We start from the raw sequence: 16,747 nt of genomic DNA, 5'->3' as shown, positions 1-16,747 counted from the left end.
CGCCCATCGTTCAGCCTAGCCCCGCAGGCTTTCGATTCGCTTACTTCGATCGTCCGTCACGACTTGCGGATCGCTAAACTGCGCGCATGAGCGCATCCCCCGTTCCCGCCAACAGCAAGACCCGTGCCGCCGACCTGCGCGAGCGCATCGAGCAGGCCAACTACCGCTACCACGTGCTCGACGATCCGGCGATCACCGACGCCGAGTACGACGCCTTGATGCGCGAGCTGGAGGCGCTGGAGGCGGCGCATCCCGAACTCGTCACGCCGGATTCGCCCACCCGCAAGGTGGGCGCGCGCGCCAGCGGCGGTTTTGCCGAGGTGCGCCACGCGATGCCAATGCTGTCGCTGTCCAATGCCTTCGAACAGGCGGGCGAGGACGAGCGCACGCGCTTCCACGAGGTGGCCGAGTTCGAGCGGCGCATCGAGCAGACGCTGCATCGCCGCGAACCCGTGTTCTCCGTGGAGCCCAAGCTGGATGGCTTGGCGATCAGCCTGCGCTACGAGCAGGGCCAGTTCGTGCAAGGCGCCACCCGCGGCGACGGCGAGACCGGCGAGGACGTCACCGCGAACCTGCGTACCGTGCGCGCGATCCCGCTGAAACTGCGTGGCACCGGCTGGCCCGCGGTGCTGGAAGTGCGCGGCGAAGTCATCATGCTGCGCAAGGATTTCGAGGCGTTCAACGCCTACGCCCGTGCGCACGACGAGAAGACGCTCGCGAACCCGCGCAACGGCGCGGCCGGTTCGCTGCGCCAGCTCGATCCGGCGATCACCGCGAAGCGCAAGCTCAGTTTCTTCGCCTACGCCGTGGGCGTGGTGGAAGGCGGCGAACTGCCGCCCACGCATTCGGCGACGCTGCGCCAATTGCGCGAATGGGGTTTCCCGGTCTCGCCCGAGGTGGGCACGGCGCGCGGCTTCGACGGGCTGATCGCCTACTTCAAGCGCATCGGCGCGAAGCGCGACAGCCTGCCGTACGACATCGACGGCGTGGTCTACAAGCTGGACGACTACGAAGGGCAGCGCACGATGGGCTTCGTGGCGCGCGCGCCGCGCTGGGCCATCGCGCACAAGTTCCCGGCGCAGGAGCAGACCACCACGGTCGAGGCGATCGAGATCCAGATCGGCCGCACCGGCGCCGCCACGCCGGTGGCGCGGCTGGCGCCGGTGCAGGTGGCCGGCGTCACCGTCACCAACGCCACCCTGCACAACGCCGACCAGGTGGCGCGGCTGGACGTGCGCGTGGGCGACACCGTGATCGTGCGCCGCGCCGGTGACGTGATCCCCGAGGTGGTGCGCGTGATGCCCGGGCTGCGTACGTCGCACACGCGTCCCTGGCACATGCCCGCGCACTGCCCGGTGTGCGGCTCGGCGCTGTTGCGCGAGGAGGGCGAGGCGGCGTTCCGCTGCTCCGGCGGCCTGATCTGCGCGGCGCAACGCAAGGAGGCGCTGATCCACTTCGCCTCGCGCCGCGCGATGGACATCGACGGCCTTGGCGAACGCTACGTCGACGCGCTGGTGGACTTCGGCTACGTGCACACGCCGGCCGATCTGTACAAGCTCACGCTGGACGACTTCCTGGAGATGAAGCGCCGCGCCGACGAGCGCGACGGGACGACGCCCGAGACGGTGAAGCAGGGCAAGGTGGCGACGAAGTGGGCGGAAAACCTGCTCGACGGCATCGCGGCCAGCGAGGCCACCACGTTGGCGCGCTTTCTGTTTGGGCTCGGCATCATGCATATCGGCGAGAGCACGGCGAAGACGCTGGCCGCGTGGCTGGGCCGGCTGGAGTTCGTGCGCAGCATGCCGGCGCCGGTGCTGCGCGTGCTGCCCGACATCGGCGGCGAGGTGGCCGCGTCCATCGCCGGTTTCTTCGCCCAGCCCGGCAACCAGCAGGTGGTCGACGCGCTGCTCGCCGCGGGAGTGCGTTTCGGCGACGAGGGCGAGCCTTCGCCGAAACTGCGCGAGCGGCTGGGTCTTGCCGTGCTGCTGGACATGGCGAACGTCAACAAGCTCGGACCGAAGAGCACGGCGTTGCTGGCCGCACAGTATCCGACGCTGCAGCGGCTGCTGGCCGCGGGGCAGGCGCAGTGGATCACCGCCGGCCTGCCGCAGGCGGCTGCGATCAATCTCGAAGCGTATCTGTCCGACGCATCGCAACTGGACGCGTTGCGCGAAGCCGAGGCCGCGATGCAGCGCCTGCTCGATGTCATTCCGCAGGCGGTGCAGACGGTCAGCCTGCCGCTGGAAGGCCAGACCGCGGTGCTCACCGGCACGCTGCCCACCCTGAGCCGCGATGAGGCGAAGGAAAAGCTCGAAGCGCTGGGCGCGAAAGTCGCCGGCAGCGTGTCGAAGAAGACCAGCTTCGTGGTGGCCGGCGCGGAAGCCGGCTCCAAGCTCGACAAGGCAAACGAGTTAGGCGTGCCGGTATGGGACGAGGCGCAGCTGCTGGCCTTGCTGGCGGAGCATGCGGTATGAAATGGAGCGTCCCCTGTACCCACGGCAAAGCCTGGAAAGCAAACACTCCCTCTCCCCCAACTTCGTTGGGGGAGAGGGTTGGGGTGAGGGGGAACTTCCGGCAGGGAGCGTCCTGACCATGCAGCGCGCCCGCGAATTGCGCCGCCACATGACCGATGCCGAGCAGCGGCTCTGGGCGCGCTTGCGCGCCGACCAGCTCGGCGTGAAGTTCCGTCGACAGCATCCGGTCGCCGGCTATTACGCCGATTTCTGTTGCGTGGAACGCCAGCTCATCGTGGAACTGGACGGTGGCCAGCACGCAGAGCAGGGTGCTTACGACGAGCAGCGTACGCGCGACCTCGAAGCTGCCGGTTTCCGCGTGCTGCGCTTCTGGAACGACGATGCCTTGTTGCGTACCGACGATGTACTCGAAGCGATCGTGCAAGCCATGAACAAAGAGCGCCCCCCTCACCCCAGCCCTCTCCCCCGGCATCGCCGGGGGAGAGGGGGTAAAAGCACACTGCACGCCAATGGCCCCCTCTCCCCCAACCTTGTAGGGGGAGAGAGAGAGACTTTCGCCGCCCTGCATCTGCGCGCCGACCTCTATGCCCTGGTCCGCGCTTTCTTCGCCGAACGCAAAGTGCTGGAGGTGGAGACGCCGATCCTCTCGGCGGCCGGCAATACCGAACCGAACATCGAGGGTTTCAGCACCGGGTTCAGCGGTCACGTCGATGCCGGCGCGCGCGAGCGCTGGCTGCGCACCTCGCCGGAGTACCCGCTGAAGCGCCTCGTCGCCGCGGGCGTGGGCGACTGTTACGAACTGGGGCGGGTGTTCCGCAACGGCGAGGCGGGCGGGAGGCACAACCCCGAGTTCACCATGCTGGAGTGGTACCGGGTGGGCTGGGACCATCGCCGCCTGATGCACGAGGTCATCGAGCTGGTGGAGGCAGCGCTGGCATTGCGGGGCCGTCGCGCCGAGGTGCTGATCGAGGGTTATCGCCAGCTGTTCATCGACGAGCTGGGCATCGATTCCGCGCATGCTTCGATCGGGGAATTGCGCGCGCCGCTGGCGGACTTCGGCATCGATCCCGCGGGACTCACCCGCGACGATTGGCTGGACCTGCTGCTCACCCACAAGCTGCAGCCGGCGTTTCCGCGCGACCGCATCACGGTGATCCACGATTACCCGGCGAGCCAGTGCGCGCTGGCGAGGATTCGCCCCGGCGACCCGCCGCGGGCCGAGCGTTTCGAGCTGTACCTCGGCCGCCACGAACTGGCCAACGGCTACCACGAACTCAACGACGCGGCCGAGCAGCGCGCGCGCTTCGAGCGCGACAACGCCCGCCGCCGCGAACGCGGCCAGCGCGAGGTTCCGCTCGACGAAAACCTGTTGGCCGTGCTCGACGCGCTGCCCGATTGCGCCGGCGTGGCGCTGGGCGTGGAGCGCCTGCTGATGTGCCTCGCCGGCACCGACACGATCGCCGACGTGCTGGCGTTCCCCTTTTCGGAAGCCTGACCATGCCGGCTCCCTTGCTGCACGGCATCCACCACGTCGCCCTGATCTGCTCGGACTATCCGCGTTCGAAGGCGTTCTACAGCGGGACGCTGGGGCTGCGCATCGTGCGCGAGGTCTACCGCGAGGCGCGTGATTCCTGGAAGTGCGACCTGGAAGTCAGCCCCGGCGTGCAACTGGAGCTGTTCTCGTTTCCCGGCGCGCCGCCGCGACCTTCCTGGCCGGAGGCGCAGGGGTTGCGCCACCTCGCCTTCGTCGTGGCCGACGTGGAGGCGGCGGTGGCCGTGCTGACGGCGCGCGGCGTCGCCTGCGAACCGGTGCGGCTGGACGAACACACCGGCCGCCGCTTCGTCTTCTTCGCCGATCCGGACGGGCTGCCGATCGAGCTTTACGAGGCTTGAGCGCCACGCGGCCCGGAGGCCGCGTGGCGCCGAAGCTCAGGACCGGTCGCCCTTGATGTCGGGCAGAGCGGGGCGGTCGCTCCACAGGTAGCGGTAGATCAGGCCGCCGATGATGCCGCCAACGATCGGCATCACCCAGAAGAACCACAGCTGCTCCACCGCCCAGCCGCCCTGGAACAGCGCCACGCCGGTGGAGCGCGCCGGGTTCACCGAGGTGTTGGTGACCGGGATGCTGATCAGGTGGATCAGGGTCAGTGCAAGGCCGATCGCGATGCCGGCGAAGCCTACCGGCGCGCTCTTGTGGGTGGCGCCCATGATGATGAAGATGAAGAAGCCGGTCATCACGATCTCGCACACCGCCGCCGCGCCCATCGAATAGCCGCCCGGCGAATGCGCGCCGAAGCCGTTCGAGGCGAAGCCGCTGGCCGCGGCATCGAAGCCGGGCTTGCCCGAGGCGATGGTGTACAGCACCGCGCCGGCCACCAGGCCGCCGATCACCTGGGCGACGATGTACGGGACCACTTCCTTCACCGGAAAGCGGCCGCCGGCCGCGAGGCCGCAGGTCACCGCGGGGTTGATGTGGCAGCCGGAGATGTGGCCGATGGCGTAGCACATCGTCAGCAAGGTGAGGCCGAAGGCCAGCGCCACGCCGGCGAAGCCGATGCCGAGTTCCGGAAATCCCGCGGCCAGTACGGCGCTGCCGCAGCCGCCCAGTACCAGCCAGAACGTGCCGAAGAATTCGGCAGCCATGCGTTTGCCCAGGTTCATCGAAGACTCCTTCCCGATTGCGTAGATGGACGCGAGCGTCGCGACGATGCGACGCACTCTGGATCACTGGCCCACGGCCAGGTGCAACGACGTTTCCTCTCCCCGTGAAACGGCGCCGGGCGGGCCGCGCGCAGGCTGGCCGGGTCGCCCGTGTGGCCCGGCATCCCGCCGGGCAGGGCGAGCATAGGGGATGCAGGTCGGCATCGCGTAGTGCCGAGCGCTGCGTTATGTTGCCGAACCCTTTCCGCCTCGGGTCGCGACCCCTCCATGAGCGAAGCCACGACATTGTCGGCACCGGATGTGACAGCCGCGCCGGCGCGTCCGCTGGATCGCCGCGACGCGCGAACCCTGCTGCTCTCCGCGCTGGGCGGGGCACTCGAGTTCTACGACTTCGTGGTGTTCGTGTTCCTCGCGCTGCCGCTGAGCGAGCTGTTCTTTCCGCAGGGCACGGCGCCGTGGCTGGCCCAGCTCAAGGTCTACGGCATCTTCGCCGCCGGCTATCTGGCGCGGCCGCTGGGCGGCATCGTGATGGCGCACTTCGGCGACCGCTCGGGGCGCAAGCGCATGTTCGCGCTCAGCGTGTTCCTGATGGCGCTGCCCACGCTGGCGATCGGCCTGCTGCCCATCTACGCGCAGGTCGGCATGCTGGCGCCGCTGCTGCTCTTGCTGCTGCGCATCGTGCAGGGCATCGCGGTGGGCGGCGAGGTGCCGGGCGCCTGGGTGTTCGTGGCCGAGCACGTGCCGCCGCAGCGCACGGGTTTCGCCTGCGGCAGCCTCACCGCGGGGCTCACCGTGGGCATCCTGATCGGCTCGCTGCTGACGGCGTGGCTCAACGTGCGGCTGGATGCGGCGCAGCTGCTGGACTGGGGCTGGCGCCTGCCGTTCCTGCTCGGCGGCGTGTTCGGCCTCGTGGCGGTATGGCTGCGCCGCTGGCTCAGCGAGACGCCGGTGTTCACCGAAATGCGCGAGCGCAAGCAGCTCAGCCGCGAGTTGCCCCTGCGCGTGGTGCTGGCGGCGCACCGACGCGGTGTCGCGGTGTCGATGCTGGTGACCTGGATGCTCACCGCCGCCGTGGTGGTGCTGATCCTGCTGCTGCCCACGCTGGCGCCGAAGAGCTTCGGGCTGTCGCCACGGCTGGCGAGCGTCGGCAACGTGCTGGCCACCTGCGGGCTCACCGTGGGCTGCATCGCCTGTGGCTGGCTGGCCGACCGCTGCGGTACGCTGCGCACCTTGCTGGGCGGCTCGCTGCTGCTGATCGCCGGCACCTGGGCGCTGTTCGCCGACCTCGCCGCGGGCGGCGCGCATTTCCTGCCGCTGTACGCGCTGGCCGGCCTGCTGGTGGGCGTGGTCGGCGTGGTGCCGGTGGTGATGGTGCAGGTGTTCCCGCCGCCGGTGCGCTTCTCCGGCCTGTCGTTCTCGTACAACGTGGCCTATGCGGTGTTCGGCGCCGGCACCGCCGCGATGATCGGCTGGCTCGCCGTGCACGCCGGGCGCATGGCGCCCGCGTACTACGTGACGATCACCGCGCTGGTGAGCGCGGGAGTGAGCGGGTGGCTGCTGACGCGGAAGCGGAGTGGCTAGAACTCCAGTTCCTGCGTGGCGCAGAGGTAATCCACCATCGGCGCCACGCGCTTGAAGCAGGCCACAGTCCACGGCAGCAGTTCGGTGGAGCAGGCCAATGCCTCGTCGAAGCCTTCGCCGCAGGCGTAGTCCTTGCGTTTCAGGTCTTCGATCAACTCGTGGTTGGGGTCGTAGCCATGCGGCGGGCGCTTCAGCGATTCGCCCCAGAATTGCAGGTGCGCGCGGAAGGTAGGGCTCTGCGTGGCCTTCTTCCATGCGGCGGGATTGTCGGCGAGGAAGGCACGGATCTTCTTCAGCGCATCCGGTTCGGGATGCCACATGCCGCCGCCCGCGAAGCAGTCGCCGGGCTGGAGGTGCATGTAGAACGAGGGTGCGGGGATCTCGTGGCGGCGTTCGTGGAAGAAGCGCGCGCCCTGCCACGGCTTGTACGGCAGCTTGTTGTTGGAGAAGCGGGTGTCGCGGAAGATGCGGAACAGCGAGCCGCCGTTCTTGCGCGGGTCGGCGCGGTAGTGCGGGCTGATCTTCGCCAGCGGCGCCTGCAAGTCGGTGATGAGCTGCAGGAACGGCTCGCGCACGTGGCGCTCGTAGTCGGCCTTGTGCGCGGTGAACCACTCGCGGCTGTTGTTGCGGTCCAGCGCGCGCAGGAACTTGAACGTGGCCGGGGTGAAGTAGGCGTGGGGCATGCGGTTTCCTTCAGGTCAGTTCGGCAGCCAGCGTTTCGCCCCAGGCCTGCAGCTGGTCCAGCAGCGGCAGCTTGTCCTGCCGCGCGGGATCGGCGCGCAGGGCGGCGAGCGTGGCGAAATAGTCGTCGAGGGTGAGCGTGGTGAGCGGTGTTTCGCGGGTGAGGCGCTGGCGGCGGAAGGCTTCCCAGCGCGCGTGCTCGTCGGCGTCCAGGGTCTCCGGCCAGTTGCGGGCGCGGTAGCGGAACAGCAGCTCCGCATAGCGCGGGTCGCGGAACGGGAACGCGCGCGTGGCCAGCTGTTCCGGCGGCGTGGCGCGCACCTCGCGCAGCAGGCGTTTGTCGGCGTCGGGCAGGAAGCCGGCGTACAGCGCCAGCTCGGGATCTTCCGGCGGCGGCAGCTCGGCGGCGCGGGCGAACACGCGGGCGACCTTGGCCGCCAGTCCGTCGGCGGCGGCGAGCCGCTCGCGGTGGGCGAGGCTGCGCTCGGGATCGAGTTGCAGGCGCGCCAGGTCCGCGCCCTTCAGCACAGACAGCGGCGCCAGCGCGGGGGCGCGGTTCGCGCGCACGGTGCGCAGCGGGACGCGATCGACGCCTCCGGGCAGGTCGGCACGGGCGGTGAACACACGGTCGGCGATCTCGTCCTCGTCGAGCTCCAGCCACTCGGCCGGATCGCCGGCCAGGTCGCAGACGATCACCTCGCCGGGGCGGCTGGGGTGCATCGCCAGCGGTGCGATCAGCGCGAGGCAGTGGCGGCTGGCCGGGTAGCGCGAAGAGACGTGCACCAGCGGCGTCATCGCCGTCACGTCGAGCAGTTCGAACACGCGCTGCTTGCGGCGCAGCGCGTAGTGCCAGTCCCACAACCGTGGCTGGCGCACGCGGATCAACCGCGCGAGGTCGATCAGCGCATGCACATCGGACAACGCGTCGTGCGCGCGTTCCTGCTGCAGGTGGTTGGCGGCAGCGAGCAGTTCCAGCTTGAAGCTGGGCGTGCCGTCCTCGCGGACGGGCCAGACGATGCCCTCGGGGCGCAGTGCCTCGCACATGCGCGCGAGGTCGATCAGGTCCCAGCGCGAGTTGCCGTTCTCCCACTCGCGGCCGTAGGGCTCGTAGAAGTTGCGGTAGAGCAGCTGCCGCGTCACCTCGTCGTCGAAGCGCAGCGAGTTGTAGCCCACGCCGCAGGTGCCGGGTGCGGCGAGCTGCTCGTGCACGCGGGCGGCGAACTCGGCCTCGTTCACGCCCTCGCGTTCGGCCTGCTGCGGCGTGATGCCGGTGATCAGGCAGGCCTCGGGCTGGGGCAGGCTGTCGCGCGGTGGCTGGCCGAAGAACATCACCGGTTCGCCGACGATCTCCAGCTCCAGGTTCGTGCGGATGCCGGCGAACTGCACGGGGCGGTCGCGCCGGGTGTCGGCGCCGAAGGTCTCGTAGTCGTGCCAGAAGAAGGTCTGCATGGGACCGGATGATCGCATGGGCAAGGCTGATAAACTGGCCGGACCAAGGAGCGAACATGAGCCATGCGAGCGATGACAACCTGATCTGGATCGATCTGGAGATGACCGGCCTCGACACCGACGCCGACTCGATCCTGGAGATCGCCACCATCGTCACCGACAAGGATCTCCACGTGCTGGCCGAAGGCCCGGTGTTCGCGATCCGCCACGAGCTGGATCGGCTGGAGGCGATGGACGCCTGGAACCGCAACCAGCACGGCAAGTCCGGCCTGTGGCAGCAGGTGCTTGACGCCACCGCGGACCATGTCGCCGCCGAGCAGGCCACGCTGGACTTCCTGCGCGACTGGGTGCCGGCGGGCAAGTCGCCGATGTGCGGCAACTCGATCTGCCAGGACCGCCGCTTCCTGCACCGGCAGATGCCGCGGCTGGAACGCTTCTTCCACTACCGCAACCTCGACGTGTCCACGCTGAAAGAGCTGGCGCGGCGCTGGGCGCCCGCGATCGGCAAGGGCTTCGGCAAGGAGTCCGCGCACACCGCGCTGTCGGACATCCGCGATTCGATCGACGAGTTGCGCTACTACCGCCGCTTCATGGGCGAGCTGGGCGGCGCATGAGCGCACTCGACGCCATGTTCGCCATCGTGCTCGACTGCGCCGGCCGCAGGTTGGTGCTGGACCGCCCGCGAGTGGCCGGCATCATCAACGTCACGCCCGATTCGTTTTCCGACGGCGGCGAGCACGCCACCACGGAAGCCGCCGTGGCGCACGGCCTGGCGCTGGCGGAACAGGGTGCCGACATGCTCGACGTGGGCGGCGAATCCACCCGCCCCGGCGCAGCCGAGGTACCGCTGGAAGAAGAGTTGCGCCGGGTGATCCCGGTGATCGAACAGCTGATCGCGCGCACCGCGCTGCCGATCGCCGTCGACACCTCCAAGCCGGAGGTGATGCGCGCCGCGGTGGCCGCGGGCGCCGGCATGATCAACGACGTGTATGCGCTGCGCCGCGAAGGCGCGCTGGACGCGGCAGCGGCACTCGGCGTACCGGTATGCCTGATGCACATGCAGGGCGAGCCGCGCAGCATGCAGGACGACCCTCATTACGACGACGTGGTGGGCGAGGTGCACCGCTTCCTCGCCGACCGTCTGTTCGCCTGCGAACTGGCCGGCATCGACAAGCGCAAGGTGCTGGTCGATCCCGGCTTCGGCTTCGGCAAGAACCTCGAACACAATCTGGCCTTGCTGCGTGCGCTGGAACACTTCGCGGACCTGGGCAGCGGTGTCTACGCGGGCCTGTCGCGCAAGGGCATGATCGGTGCGCTGACCGGTCGCAAGCTGCCGGCCGAGCGCGCGGCCGGCTCGGCCGCCGCCGCGTTGATCGCGGTTCAGCGCGGTGCCCGCATGGTGCGCGTGCACGACGTGGCCGCCACGGTGGACGCGCTGGCGGTATGGCAGGGCGTGCACGCGGGCGACGAGGCGCCGCGCCGCGATACGCGGCCGGCCGCACCGCGCTGGCCCGACGACGATTGAGAAAGAGCAGCGACAGGACGACGGCGCACGAGACGCCGCCGCCGGGACAGGGAAACTTTTCGGGAAGGCATCCATGAGTCAGCGCAAGTATTTCGGCACGGACGGCATCCGCGGCACGGTGGGCGCGTGGCCGATCAACGCCGAGTTCATGTTGCGCCTTGGCCGCGCGCTGGGCGCGGTGCTCCGACAGCAGAGCACCGGGCGGCGCGGCGTGCTGATCGGCAAGGACACCCGCGTGTCCGGCTACATGTTCGAGGCGGCGCTGGAGGCCGGCTTGGTCTCCGCCGGCATGGACGTGCGCATGCTGGGGCCGATGCCCACGCCGGCGGTGGCGATGCTCACGCGCTCGTTGCGCGCCGAGGCCGGCATCGTGATCAGCGCCTCGCACAATCCGCACCACGACAACGGCATCAAGTTCTTCTCCGCGCAGGGCGAGAAGCTCAGCGACGCGATGGAAGAGGCCATCGAGGCGGAGATCGACGCACCCTTCGTCACGGTGCCTTCCGAGCAGTTGGGCAAGGCCCGGCGCATCGACGACGCGGTGACCCGCTATGCGGAGTTCTGCAAGAGCACGGTGGCCGAGGACTTCAACCTCAACGGCCTGAAGATTGTGCTGGATTGCGCGAACGGCGCCACCTACCAGGTCGCGCCCAAGGTGTTCGCCGAGCTGGGTGCCGAGGTCACCTCGATCGGCGTCACGCCCGACGGTTTCAACATCAACCGCGAGGTGGGCTCCACCCATCCGCAGGCGTTGCAGAGAGCGGTGCTGGAGCAGGGCGCGGACCTCGGCATCGCGTTCGACGGCGACGGTGACCGCGTGCAGCTGGTGGATCGCCGCGGCGTGCTCGCCGATGGCGACGACCTGCTCTACGTGATCGCCCGCGCCTGGCAAGCGCGCGGCCTGCTGCACGGGCCGCTGGTCGGCACCTTGATGAGCAACTACGGCCTGCAGCTGGCGCTGGAAAAGCTCGGCATCGAACTGGTGCGCGCCAAGGTGGGCGACCGCTACGTGCTGCAGCAGCTCAAGGAGCGCGGCGGCGTGCTGGGCGGCGAGACCTCGGGCCACATCCTGTGCCTGGACCGCGCCACCACCGGCGACGGCATCGTCTCCGCGCTGGCCGTGCTGGAGGCACTGGCCGGCGAGGATTTCGCCACGGCGCGGCAGGGCTTGGCCAAGCTGCCGCAGGTGATGATCAACGTGCGTGCCGACGGTGCCCGCGAAGCGCTGGCCGGCGACGCCGTGCGGCAGGCGCTGGCCGCCACGGAACAGACCCTGCGCGGCCGCGGCCGCGTGGTGCTGCGCGCCTCCGGCACCGAGCCGCTGGTGCGGGTCACCGTGGAGGGCGCCGATGCGGCCGAGGTGCAGCAGTTGGCGCAAAGCCTGGCCGACGTCGTAAAATCCTCCGCAGAACGCTCGTGAACCAGCCGGCGCAACGCCGGCCTCAGGTCAACCAGGAACCGGTCGCCAAGGAATGGCCCGACGTGAATCGCCCCTGCGGTGGCGGTACACAAATCGACCGCATGCCTGAAGGATCACGACCATGAAGAACGTTCCCACCCTCGACATCCGCCGCTACGACAGCGACCGCGACGCCTTCGTCGCCGAGCTCGGTGCGGCCTACCGCGAATTCGGCTTCTGCTGCATCAGCGGTCACGGCATTGCGCGCGAGCTGATCGACGGCGCCTACGACGCCTTCCAGCGCTTCTTCGCGCTGCCTGCCGAGACCAAGATGAAGTACCACGTGCCGGGCAGCGGCGGCGCACGCGGCTACACCCCGTTCAAGGTGGAGACCGCCAAGGACAGCAAGCATCCCGACCTCAAGGAGTTCTGGCACGTCGGACGCGAGATCGCGCGCGACTCGAAGTTCGCCGACGTGATGGCGCCGAACCTGTGGCCCGCCGAAGTGCCGGAGTTCCACCGCTACGGCTACGGGCTGTTCGAGGCGCTGGACCAGCTCGGCACCCGCGTGTTGCGCGCGCTGGCCCTGCACATCGACCTGCCCGAGCACTACTTCGAGGACAAGACCGACCAGGGCAATTCGATCCTTCGACCGATCCACTACCCGCCGATCACCGACGACAACATCCCCAACGTGCGCGCCGGCGCGCATGAGGACATCAACTTCATCACCTTGCTGGTGGGCGCCAGCGCGGAAGGCCTGGAAGTGTTGACCCGCGAGGGCGAATGGCTGCCGATCACCACCGAGGGCGACGCCATCGTGGTGAACATCGGCGACATGCTGCAGCGCCTCAGCAACCATGTGTACCCGTCCACCACCCACCGCGTGGTGAACCCGCACAACGCGAACGCGCGCAAGCCGCGCTACTCGGTGCCGTACTTCCTGCATCCGAACCCCGACGTGGTGCTCGATCCGCTGCCGCAGTGCGTGACGCCGGACAACCCGAAGCGCTACGACACGAGCATCACCTCGCACGAATACCTGCAGCAGCGGCTGCGCGAGATCAAGTTGATCTGAGGGGATTCGGACTGCGTAGGCAGGATGCCGTGGCGAACATCGGCAAAGCCGATGGCCCGTAGGGCAAGCCGCAGGAGCGGCGTGTCATTCGGGATTCGGAGCAGCGCGCTGCTTTTCTCCCTCTCTCCCAAGCACGCTTGGGGGAGAGGGCTGGGATGAGGGGGCTTCCATCAGTCAGCCTGCCGATAACGTCGCCCCTGCCGCGCCGACAGCCGAAACGCCAGCCGATCCGGCATCAGCTTGAACACGCGCTTGATCGTGCGGTTCACTCGGCCGGTGACGTGCACCGCCGCGCCGCGCTCCACCGCGGCAATCCCTTCGCTCACCACCGCGTTGGCGCTCTGCCACATGAAGCCTGGCAGCTTGTTCATCAGCGCGCGGGTGCCGGTGACGTCGTGGAATTCGGAGTACGTGAAGCCCGGGCACAGCGCGCACACGTGCACGCCATGCTCGCGGCTCTCCAGTGTGAGCCCCTGCGAGAACTTGATCAGGAACGCCTTGGCCGGTGCGTACAGCGTGTGTCCCGCGGTGCCCGGCACGTGGCCGGCCAGCGAGGCCACGTTGACGATGCGGCCGTAGCCGCGCTCGCGCATGCCGGGCAGCAGGCGCCAGGCCAGTTCGACCGGCGCGGTCAGCAGCACCTGCAGGGAGTCCGCGTGCGTGCGCCAGTCGTTCGCCGTGAAACTGCCGGGCACGCCGTAGCCGGCGTTGTTGATCAGCCAGTCCACCGCGAGCCCGCGGCGATCCAGTTCCGCGCACAACGCGGATGGCGCAGCGGGATCGGCGAGGTCGGCCGCCAGCACGGTTGCCGTGCAGCCGTATTGCTGCTGCAGTTCCGCGGCCAGTGCGTCCAACCGTTCCCGGCGACGCGCGGTGAGCACCAGGTCATGGCCGCGTGCCGCCAGGGCACGGGCGAACGCGGCACCGATGCCGGCGGAAGCGCCGGTGACAAGGCTGAGCGGGCGGGCAGGCGGCATGCATTTCTCCTGGGTGGGCGTCATGGCATCGTGGACGTTGCGCCGCAGCAATACCAGTCCCGCTATCATCCTGTAATATCTCGCGTTTGTCCGCACGGAATGACGTCGAACATGCGCAAGAAGCTCGTCGCCGCGAACTGGAAGATGCACGGCAGCCGCTCGATGGCTGCCGCCCTGTGCGGCGAGATCGCCGCCGCCACGCCGAGCGGTATCGACGTGGTGATCTGCCCGCCGTTTCCCTACCTGGATACCGTGGCCGCGACCTGCGCCGATGCCGGCCTTGGCGTGGGCGCGCAGGATCTCAGCGAGCACGAGGGGCAAGGCGCGTACACCGGCGAGGTGTCCGGTGCGATGCTGGCCGACTGTGGCGCGCAGTGGGTGCTGGTGGGCCATTCCGAGCGCCGCCAGTACCACGGCGAAGGCGACGCGCTGGTGGCAAGCAAGTTCGTTGCAGCACGCGCGGCCGGCCTCACGCCCATCCTTTGCGTGGGCGAGACCTTGGCGCAGCGTGAAGCAGGTGACACCGAAGCGGTGATCGCCCGCCAGCTGCAGGCGGTGCTCGCTGCTGCCGGCATCGCGGCGTTCGACACGGCGGTGATCGCCTACGAACCGGTGTGGGCGATCGGCACCGGTCACACCGCCACGCCCGAACAGGCGCAGCAGGTGCATGCGTTCATCCGTAGCCAACTCCAGAAAGAAGATGTTATGATTGCCCGTCTGACTCGGCTGCTTTACGGCGGCAGCGTCAAGGCGGCCAATGCCGCCGAATTGTTCGCGCAGTCGGACGTGGATGGCGGGCTGATCGGTGGAGCCTCGCTGACCGCTACCGACTTTCTTGGAATCTGCGCAGCGGCGCACTAGTCGCCACGGGCTCGATTGATGTTCGTCATTTTCAGCGTGTTTTACATCCTGATCGCCGCGGCCATGACCGTGCTGATCCTGCTGCAGAACGGCGAGGGCGCCAGCGCCGGTTCCGGTTTCGGCGGCGGCGCTTCGGCCACGGTGTTCGGTGCGCGCGGTTCGGCCAACTTCCTGACCCGCGCCACCGGCGTGCTCGCCGCGCTGTTCTTCGCGCTGAGCCTCGGCATGGGCGTATACCTGCACAACCACGGCACGCAGCAGAACAACGGTGCCGACCTCGGCGTGATGGCCGGCATGAGCAACCAACCGGCGCCCGCCAAGCAGGCACCGGCGGCGGCCACGCCAGCGAATCCGGAAGTGCCGGCTGCTGCGCCGGCCGCCGCGAACCCGGCAGTGCCCGCGGCGCCTGCCGCGAGCAAGCAGCAAGGCGAAGTGCCGGCCGCACCGGCCCCGCAGAAGCAGCACTGAGCAAGACACCTGCCCAGGTGGCGGAACTGGTAGACGCACTACCTTGAGGTGGTAGCGCCGCAAGGCGTAGGGGTTCGAGTCCCCTCTTGGGCACCAATTGAAGTTTCAGGACGTCTTACGAAGTCTCTGAATCACTCGAAACCCCGCATAAATGCGGGGTTTTTTGTTGCATGGGGTGTCGCAGGATCTCAGCGAATCGCAAGTTTTTGTGTATGCTGTTGTGCATGTTCGTCTATGAACATACACAAACAGGTCCCTGTAAATGCCCAAGCTTGCAAAGCCCCTGACTGAACTGGAAGTTCGCAAAGCGAAGCCGCAAGAGCGGGCCTATATGCTCGCCGACGGCAAAGGCCTGTATCTCTCTGTAAGTCCGACGTCCCCCCGGTTTTGAGTAGCACCGCGGTTTGGAGTCCAATCCCCCATCCGAAGGAGGTTGGACGTGAAGAAGCGGTTTACCGAAGAACAGATCATCGGCTTCCTGCGTGAGGCGGACGCCGGCCTGCCGATCAAGGAGCTGTGCCGCAAGCACGGCTTCAGCGAGGCCTCCTACTACCTGTGGCGCAGCAAGTTCGGCGGCATGAGCGTGCCGGACGCCAAGCGCCTGAAGGAGCTGGAAACGGAGAACACGCGGCTGAAGAAGCTGCTGGCCGAGCAGATGCTCGAGAACGAGGTCATCCGGGACGTCCTGCGAAAAAAACCGTAGGCGCACCGGCCCGACGCGCGTTGGTGCGCCAGATGATCGACAAGGGGCTGAGCGAGCGGTGCGCGTTGCGTATCGTGGGGATGAGCGCCAGCGCGTACCGCTATCAGGCGCAGCCAGACCGCAACGTGGCGCTGCGACGACGGATCGTGGAGCTGGCGCAGCGACACAAGCGCTACGGCGTGGGGATGATCCACCTGAAGCTTCGGCAGGAGGGCAGCGAGCCGGTGAACTACAAGCGTGTGGAGCGGTTGTATCGGGAGGAGCGGCTGCAGGTGCGTCGGCGCAAGCGGAAGAAGGTGCCGGTGAGCGAGCGGCAACCGCTGTGTCGTCCATCGGCGCCCAACGAAGTGTGGTCCATGGATTTCGTGTTCGATCGCACCGCCGACGCTCGCGTCCTCAAGTGCCTGACCATCGTCGACGACGCCACCCATGAATCGGTGGGCATCGAGGTCGAACGAGCCATCTCCGGTATCGGCGTGACGCGCGTGCTGGATCGCCTGGGGCTCATTCGCGGCCTGCCCAAGACGATCCGCACCGACAACGGCAAGGAGTTTTGCGGCAAGGCGATGGTCGCCTGGGCGCACGAGCGCGGTGTGCAGCTGCGCCTGATCGAACCGGGCAAGCCGAACCAGAACGCCTACATCGAATCGTTCAACGGCCGCCTGCGCGACGAATGCCTCAACGAACACTGGTTTCCCAGCCTGCTGCACGCCCGCACCGAGATCGAACGCTGGCGGCGGGAATACAACGAGGAGCGACCGAAGAAGGCGCTGGGCGGGCTGACACCAGCCGCCTACGCGAAGCAGTTAAAGTAACTCCGGACTCTAAACCGACCCGCTACTCAAAACCGGGGGGACGTCGGTACTGCCGAAGTCAGGGCTCAGCGAGCG

15 protein-coding genes, 1 tRNA gene and 1 pseudogene are annotated in these 16,747 nt (G+C 68.4%); 13 read left to right on the top strand and 4 right to left on the bottom strand.

Annotated elements, in window-relative coordinates:
* Window positions 1-86 precede the first annotated feature (86 nt).
* The 4 genes and pseudogenes from ligA to gloA2 all read left to right on the top strand — a co-directional run bounded on the left by ligA (window position 87) and on the right by gloA2 (window position 4,367).
* Complete coding sequence (gene ligA, locus AB7878_RS00570) at window positions 87-2,474, top strand: NAD-dependent DNA ligase LigA (protein WP_369492498.1); 2,388 nt, start codon at window positions 87-89, stop codon at window positions 2,472-2,474.
* Window positions 2,464-2,892 (top strand): annotated as a pseudogene (locus AB7878_RS00565) (endonuclease domain-containing protein); the annotation flags it as partial. The gene ligA and the pseudogene AB7878_RS00565, both read left to right, overlap by 11 nt.
* 144 nt (window positions 2,893-3,036) lie before the next feature.
* Window positions 3,037-3,969 (top strand): EF-P lysine aminoacylase EpmA, encoded by a 933-nt coding sequence (gene epmA / locus AB7878_RS00560; protein WP_369495693.1) that lies wholly within the window; start codon window positions 3,037-3,039, stop codon window positions 3,967-3,969.
* Window positions 3,970-3,971: 2 nt separating this feature from the next.
* A complete protein-coding gene (gene gloA2, locus AB7878_RS00555; RefSeq protein ID WP_369492497.1) occupies window positions 3,972-4,367 on the top strand; it encodes an SMU1112c/YaeR family gloxylase I-like metalloprotein in 396 nt (131 codons plus the stop codon).
* A gap of 36 nt (window positions 4,368-4,403) precedes the next feature.
* Here the strand turns inward: gloA2 and aqpZ are convergent, their stop codons facing one another.
* On the bottom strand, window positions 4,404-5,135 hold the full coding sequence (gene aqpZ / locus AB7878_RS00550) for an aquaporin Z (protein WP_369492496.1): 732 nt from the start codon (window positions 5,133-5,135) through the stop codon (window positions 4,404-4,406).
* A 267-nt stretch (window positions 5,136-5,402) separates the two neighbouring features.
* Between aqpZ and AB7878_RS00545 the strand changes: the two genes are divergently transcribed.
* On the top strand, window positions 5,403-6,716 hold the full coding sequence (locus AB7878_RS00545) for an MFS transporter (RefSeq protein ID WP_369492495.1): 1,314 nt from the start codon (window positions 5,403-5,405) through the stop codon (window positions 6,714-6,716).
* On the opposite strand, the gene AB7878_RS00540 is transcribed toward AB7878_RS00545, so the two are convergent.
* Window positions 6,713-7,399 carry a DUF2461 domain-containing protein gene (locus tag AB7878_RS00540; RefSeq protein WP_369492494.1) on the bottom strand — a complete coding sequence of 229 codons (687 nt, stop codon included), beginning with the start codon at window positions 7,397-7,399 and terminating at the stop codon, window positions 6,713-6,715. The genes AB7878_RS00545 and AB7878_RS00540 overlap by 4 nt on opposite strands.
* Before the next feature lie 10 nt (window positions 7,400-7,409).
* Window positions 7,410-8,846, bottom strand: coding sequence for an exodeoxyribonuclease I (gene sbcB, locus AB7878_RS00535; RefSeq protein WP_369492493.1), 1,437 nt, complete (start codon window positions 8,844-8,846; stop codon window positions 7,410-7,412).
* Between the two features lie 56 nt (window positions 8,847-8,902).
* On the opposite strand from sbcB, the gene orn reads away from it, so the two are divergent.
* The 4 genes from orn (at window position 8,903) to AB7878_RS00515 (ending at window position 12,848) form a co-directional block, all read left to right on the top strand.
* A complete protein-coding gene (gene orn / locus AB7878_RS00530) occupies window positions 8,903-9,460 on the top strand; it encodes an oligoribonuclease (protein ID WP_369492492.1) in 558 nt (185 codons plus the stop codon).
* Entirely contained in the window at window positions 9,457-10,371 is a 915-nt protein-coding gene (gene folP / locus AB7878_RS00525) for a dihydropteroate synthase (RefSeq protein ID WP_369492491.1), read from the top strand. The genes orn and folP overlap by 4 nt, the downstream gene beginning before the upstream one ends.
* A gap of 73 nt (window positions 10,372-10,444) precedes the next feature.
* The gene (glmM, locus tag AB7878_RS00520) at window positions 10,445-11,791 is read left to right on the top strand and encodes a phosphoglucosamine mutase (protein WP_369492490.1); all 1,347 of its coding nucleotides are present in this window, start codon (window positions 10,445-10,447) and stop codon (window positions 11,789-11,791) included.
* Between the two features lie 121 nt (window positions 11,792-11,912).
* Complete coding sequence (locus AB7878_RS00515) at window positions 11,913-12,848, top strand: isopenicillin N synthase family dioxygenase (protein ID WP_369492489.1); 936 nt, start codon at window positions 11,913-11,915, stop codon at window positions 12,846-12,848.
* Window positions 12,849-13,018: 170 nt separating this feature from the next.
* Here the strand turns inward: AB7878_RS00515 and AB7878_RS00510 are convergent, their stop codons facing one another.
* On the bottom strand, window positions 13,019-13,825 hold the full coding sequence (locus tag AB7878_RS00510; protein WP_369492488.1) for an SDR family NAD(P)-dependent oxidoreductase: 807 nt from the start codon (window positions 13,823-13,825) through the stop codon (window positions 13,019-13,021).
* 111 nt (window positions 13,826-13,936) lie between these two features.
* Here AB7878_RS00510 and tpiA point away from each other — a divergent pair, with 111 nt between their 5' ends.
* The 4 genes from tpiA to AB7878_RS00490 all read left to right on the top strand — a co-directional run bounded on the left by tpiA (window position 13,937) and on the right by AB7878_RS00490 (window position 16,672).
* On the top strand, window positions 13,937-14,686 hold the full coding sequence (gene tpiA, locus AB7878_RS00505) for a triose-phosphate isomerase (protein ID WP_369492487.1): 750 nt from the start codon (window positions 13,937-13,939) through the stop codon (window positions 14,684-14,686).
* 18 nt (window positions 14,687-14,704) lie between these two features.
* The gene (gene secG, locus AB7878_RS00500; protein WP_369492486.1) at window positions 14,705-15,154 is read left to right on the top strand and encodes a preprotein translocase subunit SecG; all 450 of its coding nucleotides are present in this window, start codon (window positions 14,705-14,707) and stop codon (window positions 15,152-15,154) included.
* Window positions 15,155-15,165: 11 nt separating this feature from the next.
* Window positions 15,166-15,250, top strand: a tRNA-Leu gene (locus AB7878_RS00495).
* 343 nt (window positions 15,251-15,593) lie between these two features.
* A protein-coding gene (locus AB7878_RS00490; protein WP_439653755.1) for an IS3 family transposase occupies window positions 15,594-16,672 on the top strand; the annotation gives its coding sequence in 2 pieces (ribosomal slippage) (window positions 15,594-15,852 and window positions 15,852-16,672; 1,080 coding nt in all).
* Window positions 16,673-16,747 lie beyond the last annotated feature (75 nt).

Source organism: Rhodanobacter humi (assembly GCF_041107455.1).
Lineage (GTDB): Bacteria > Pseudomonadota > Gammaproteobacteria > Xanthomonadales > Rhodanobacteraceae > Rhodanobacter_A.
The sequence above is the reverse complement of the archived record's forward strand: the minus strand, read 5'-3'. Positions and strand labels throughout refer to the sequence as shown.

Excerpts from the sequence above, each read along its gene's own strand:
- ligA (WP_369492498.1), top strand. The coding sequence starts at position 87 with ATGAGCGCATCCCCCGTTCCCGCCAACAGCAAGACCCGTGCCGCCGAC.
- gloA2 (WP_369492497.1), top strand. The coding sequence starts at position 3,972 with ATGCCGGCTCCCTTGCTGCACGGCATCCACCACGTCGCCCTGATCTGC.
- aqpZ (WP_369492496.1), bottom strand. The coding sequence starts at position 5,135 with ATGAACCTGGGCAAACGCATGGCTGCCGAATTCTTCGGCACGTTCTGG.
- AB7878_RS00545 (WP_369492495.1), top strand. The coding sequence starts at position 5,403 with ATGAGCGAAGCCACGACATTGTCGGCACCGGATGTGACAGCCGCGCCG.
- AB7878_RS00540 (WP_369492494.1), bottom strand. The coding sequence starts at position 7,399 with ATGCCCCACGCCTACTTCACCCCGGCCACGTTCAAGTTCCTGCGCGCG.
- sbcB (WP_369492493.1), bottom strand. The coding sequence starts at position 8,846 with ATGCAGACCTTCTTCTGGCACGACTACGAGACCTTCGGCGCCGACACC.
- orn (WP_369492492.1), top strand. The coding sequence starts at position 8,903 with ATGAGCCATGCGAGCGATGACAACCTGATCTGGATCGATCTGGAGATG.
- folP (WP_369492491.1), top strand. The coding sequence starts at position 9,457 with ATGAGCGCACTCGACGCCATGTTCGCCATCGTGCTCGACTGCGCCGGC.
- glmM (WP_369492490.1), top strand. The coding sequence starts at position 10,445 with ATGAGTCAGCGCAAGTATTTCGGCACGGACGGCATCCGCGGCACGGTG.
- AB7878_RS00515 (WP_369492489.1), top strand. The coding sequence starts at position 11,913 with ATGAAGAACGTTCCCACCCTCGACATCCGCCGCTACGACAGCGACCGC.
- AB7878_RS00510 (WP_369492488.1), bottom strand. The coding sequence starts at position 13,825 with ATGCCGCCTGCCCGCCCGCTCAGCCTTGTCACCGGCGCTTCCGCCGGC.
- tpiA (WP_369492487.1), top strand. The coding sequence starts at position 13,937 with ATGCGCAAGAAGCTCGTCGCCGCGAACTGGAAGATGCACGGCAGCCGC.
- secG (WP_369492486.1), top strand. The coding sequence starts at position 14,705 with ATGTTCGTCATTTTCAGCGTGTTTTACATCCTGATCGCCGCGGCCATG.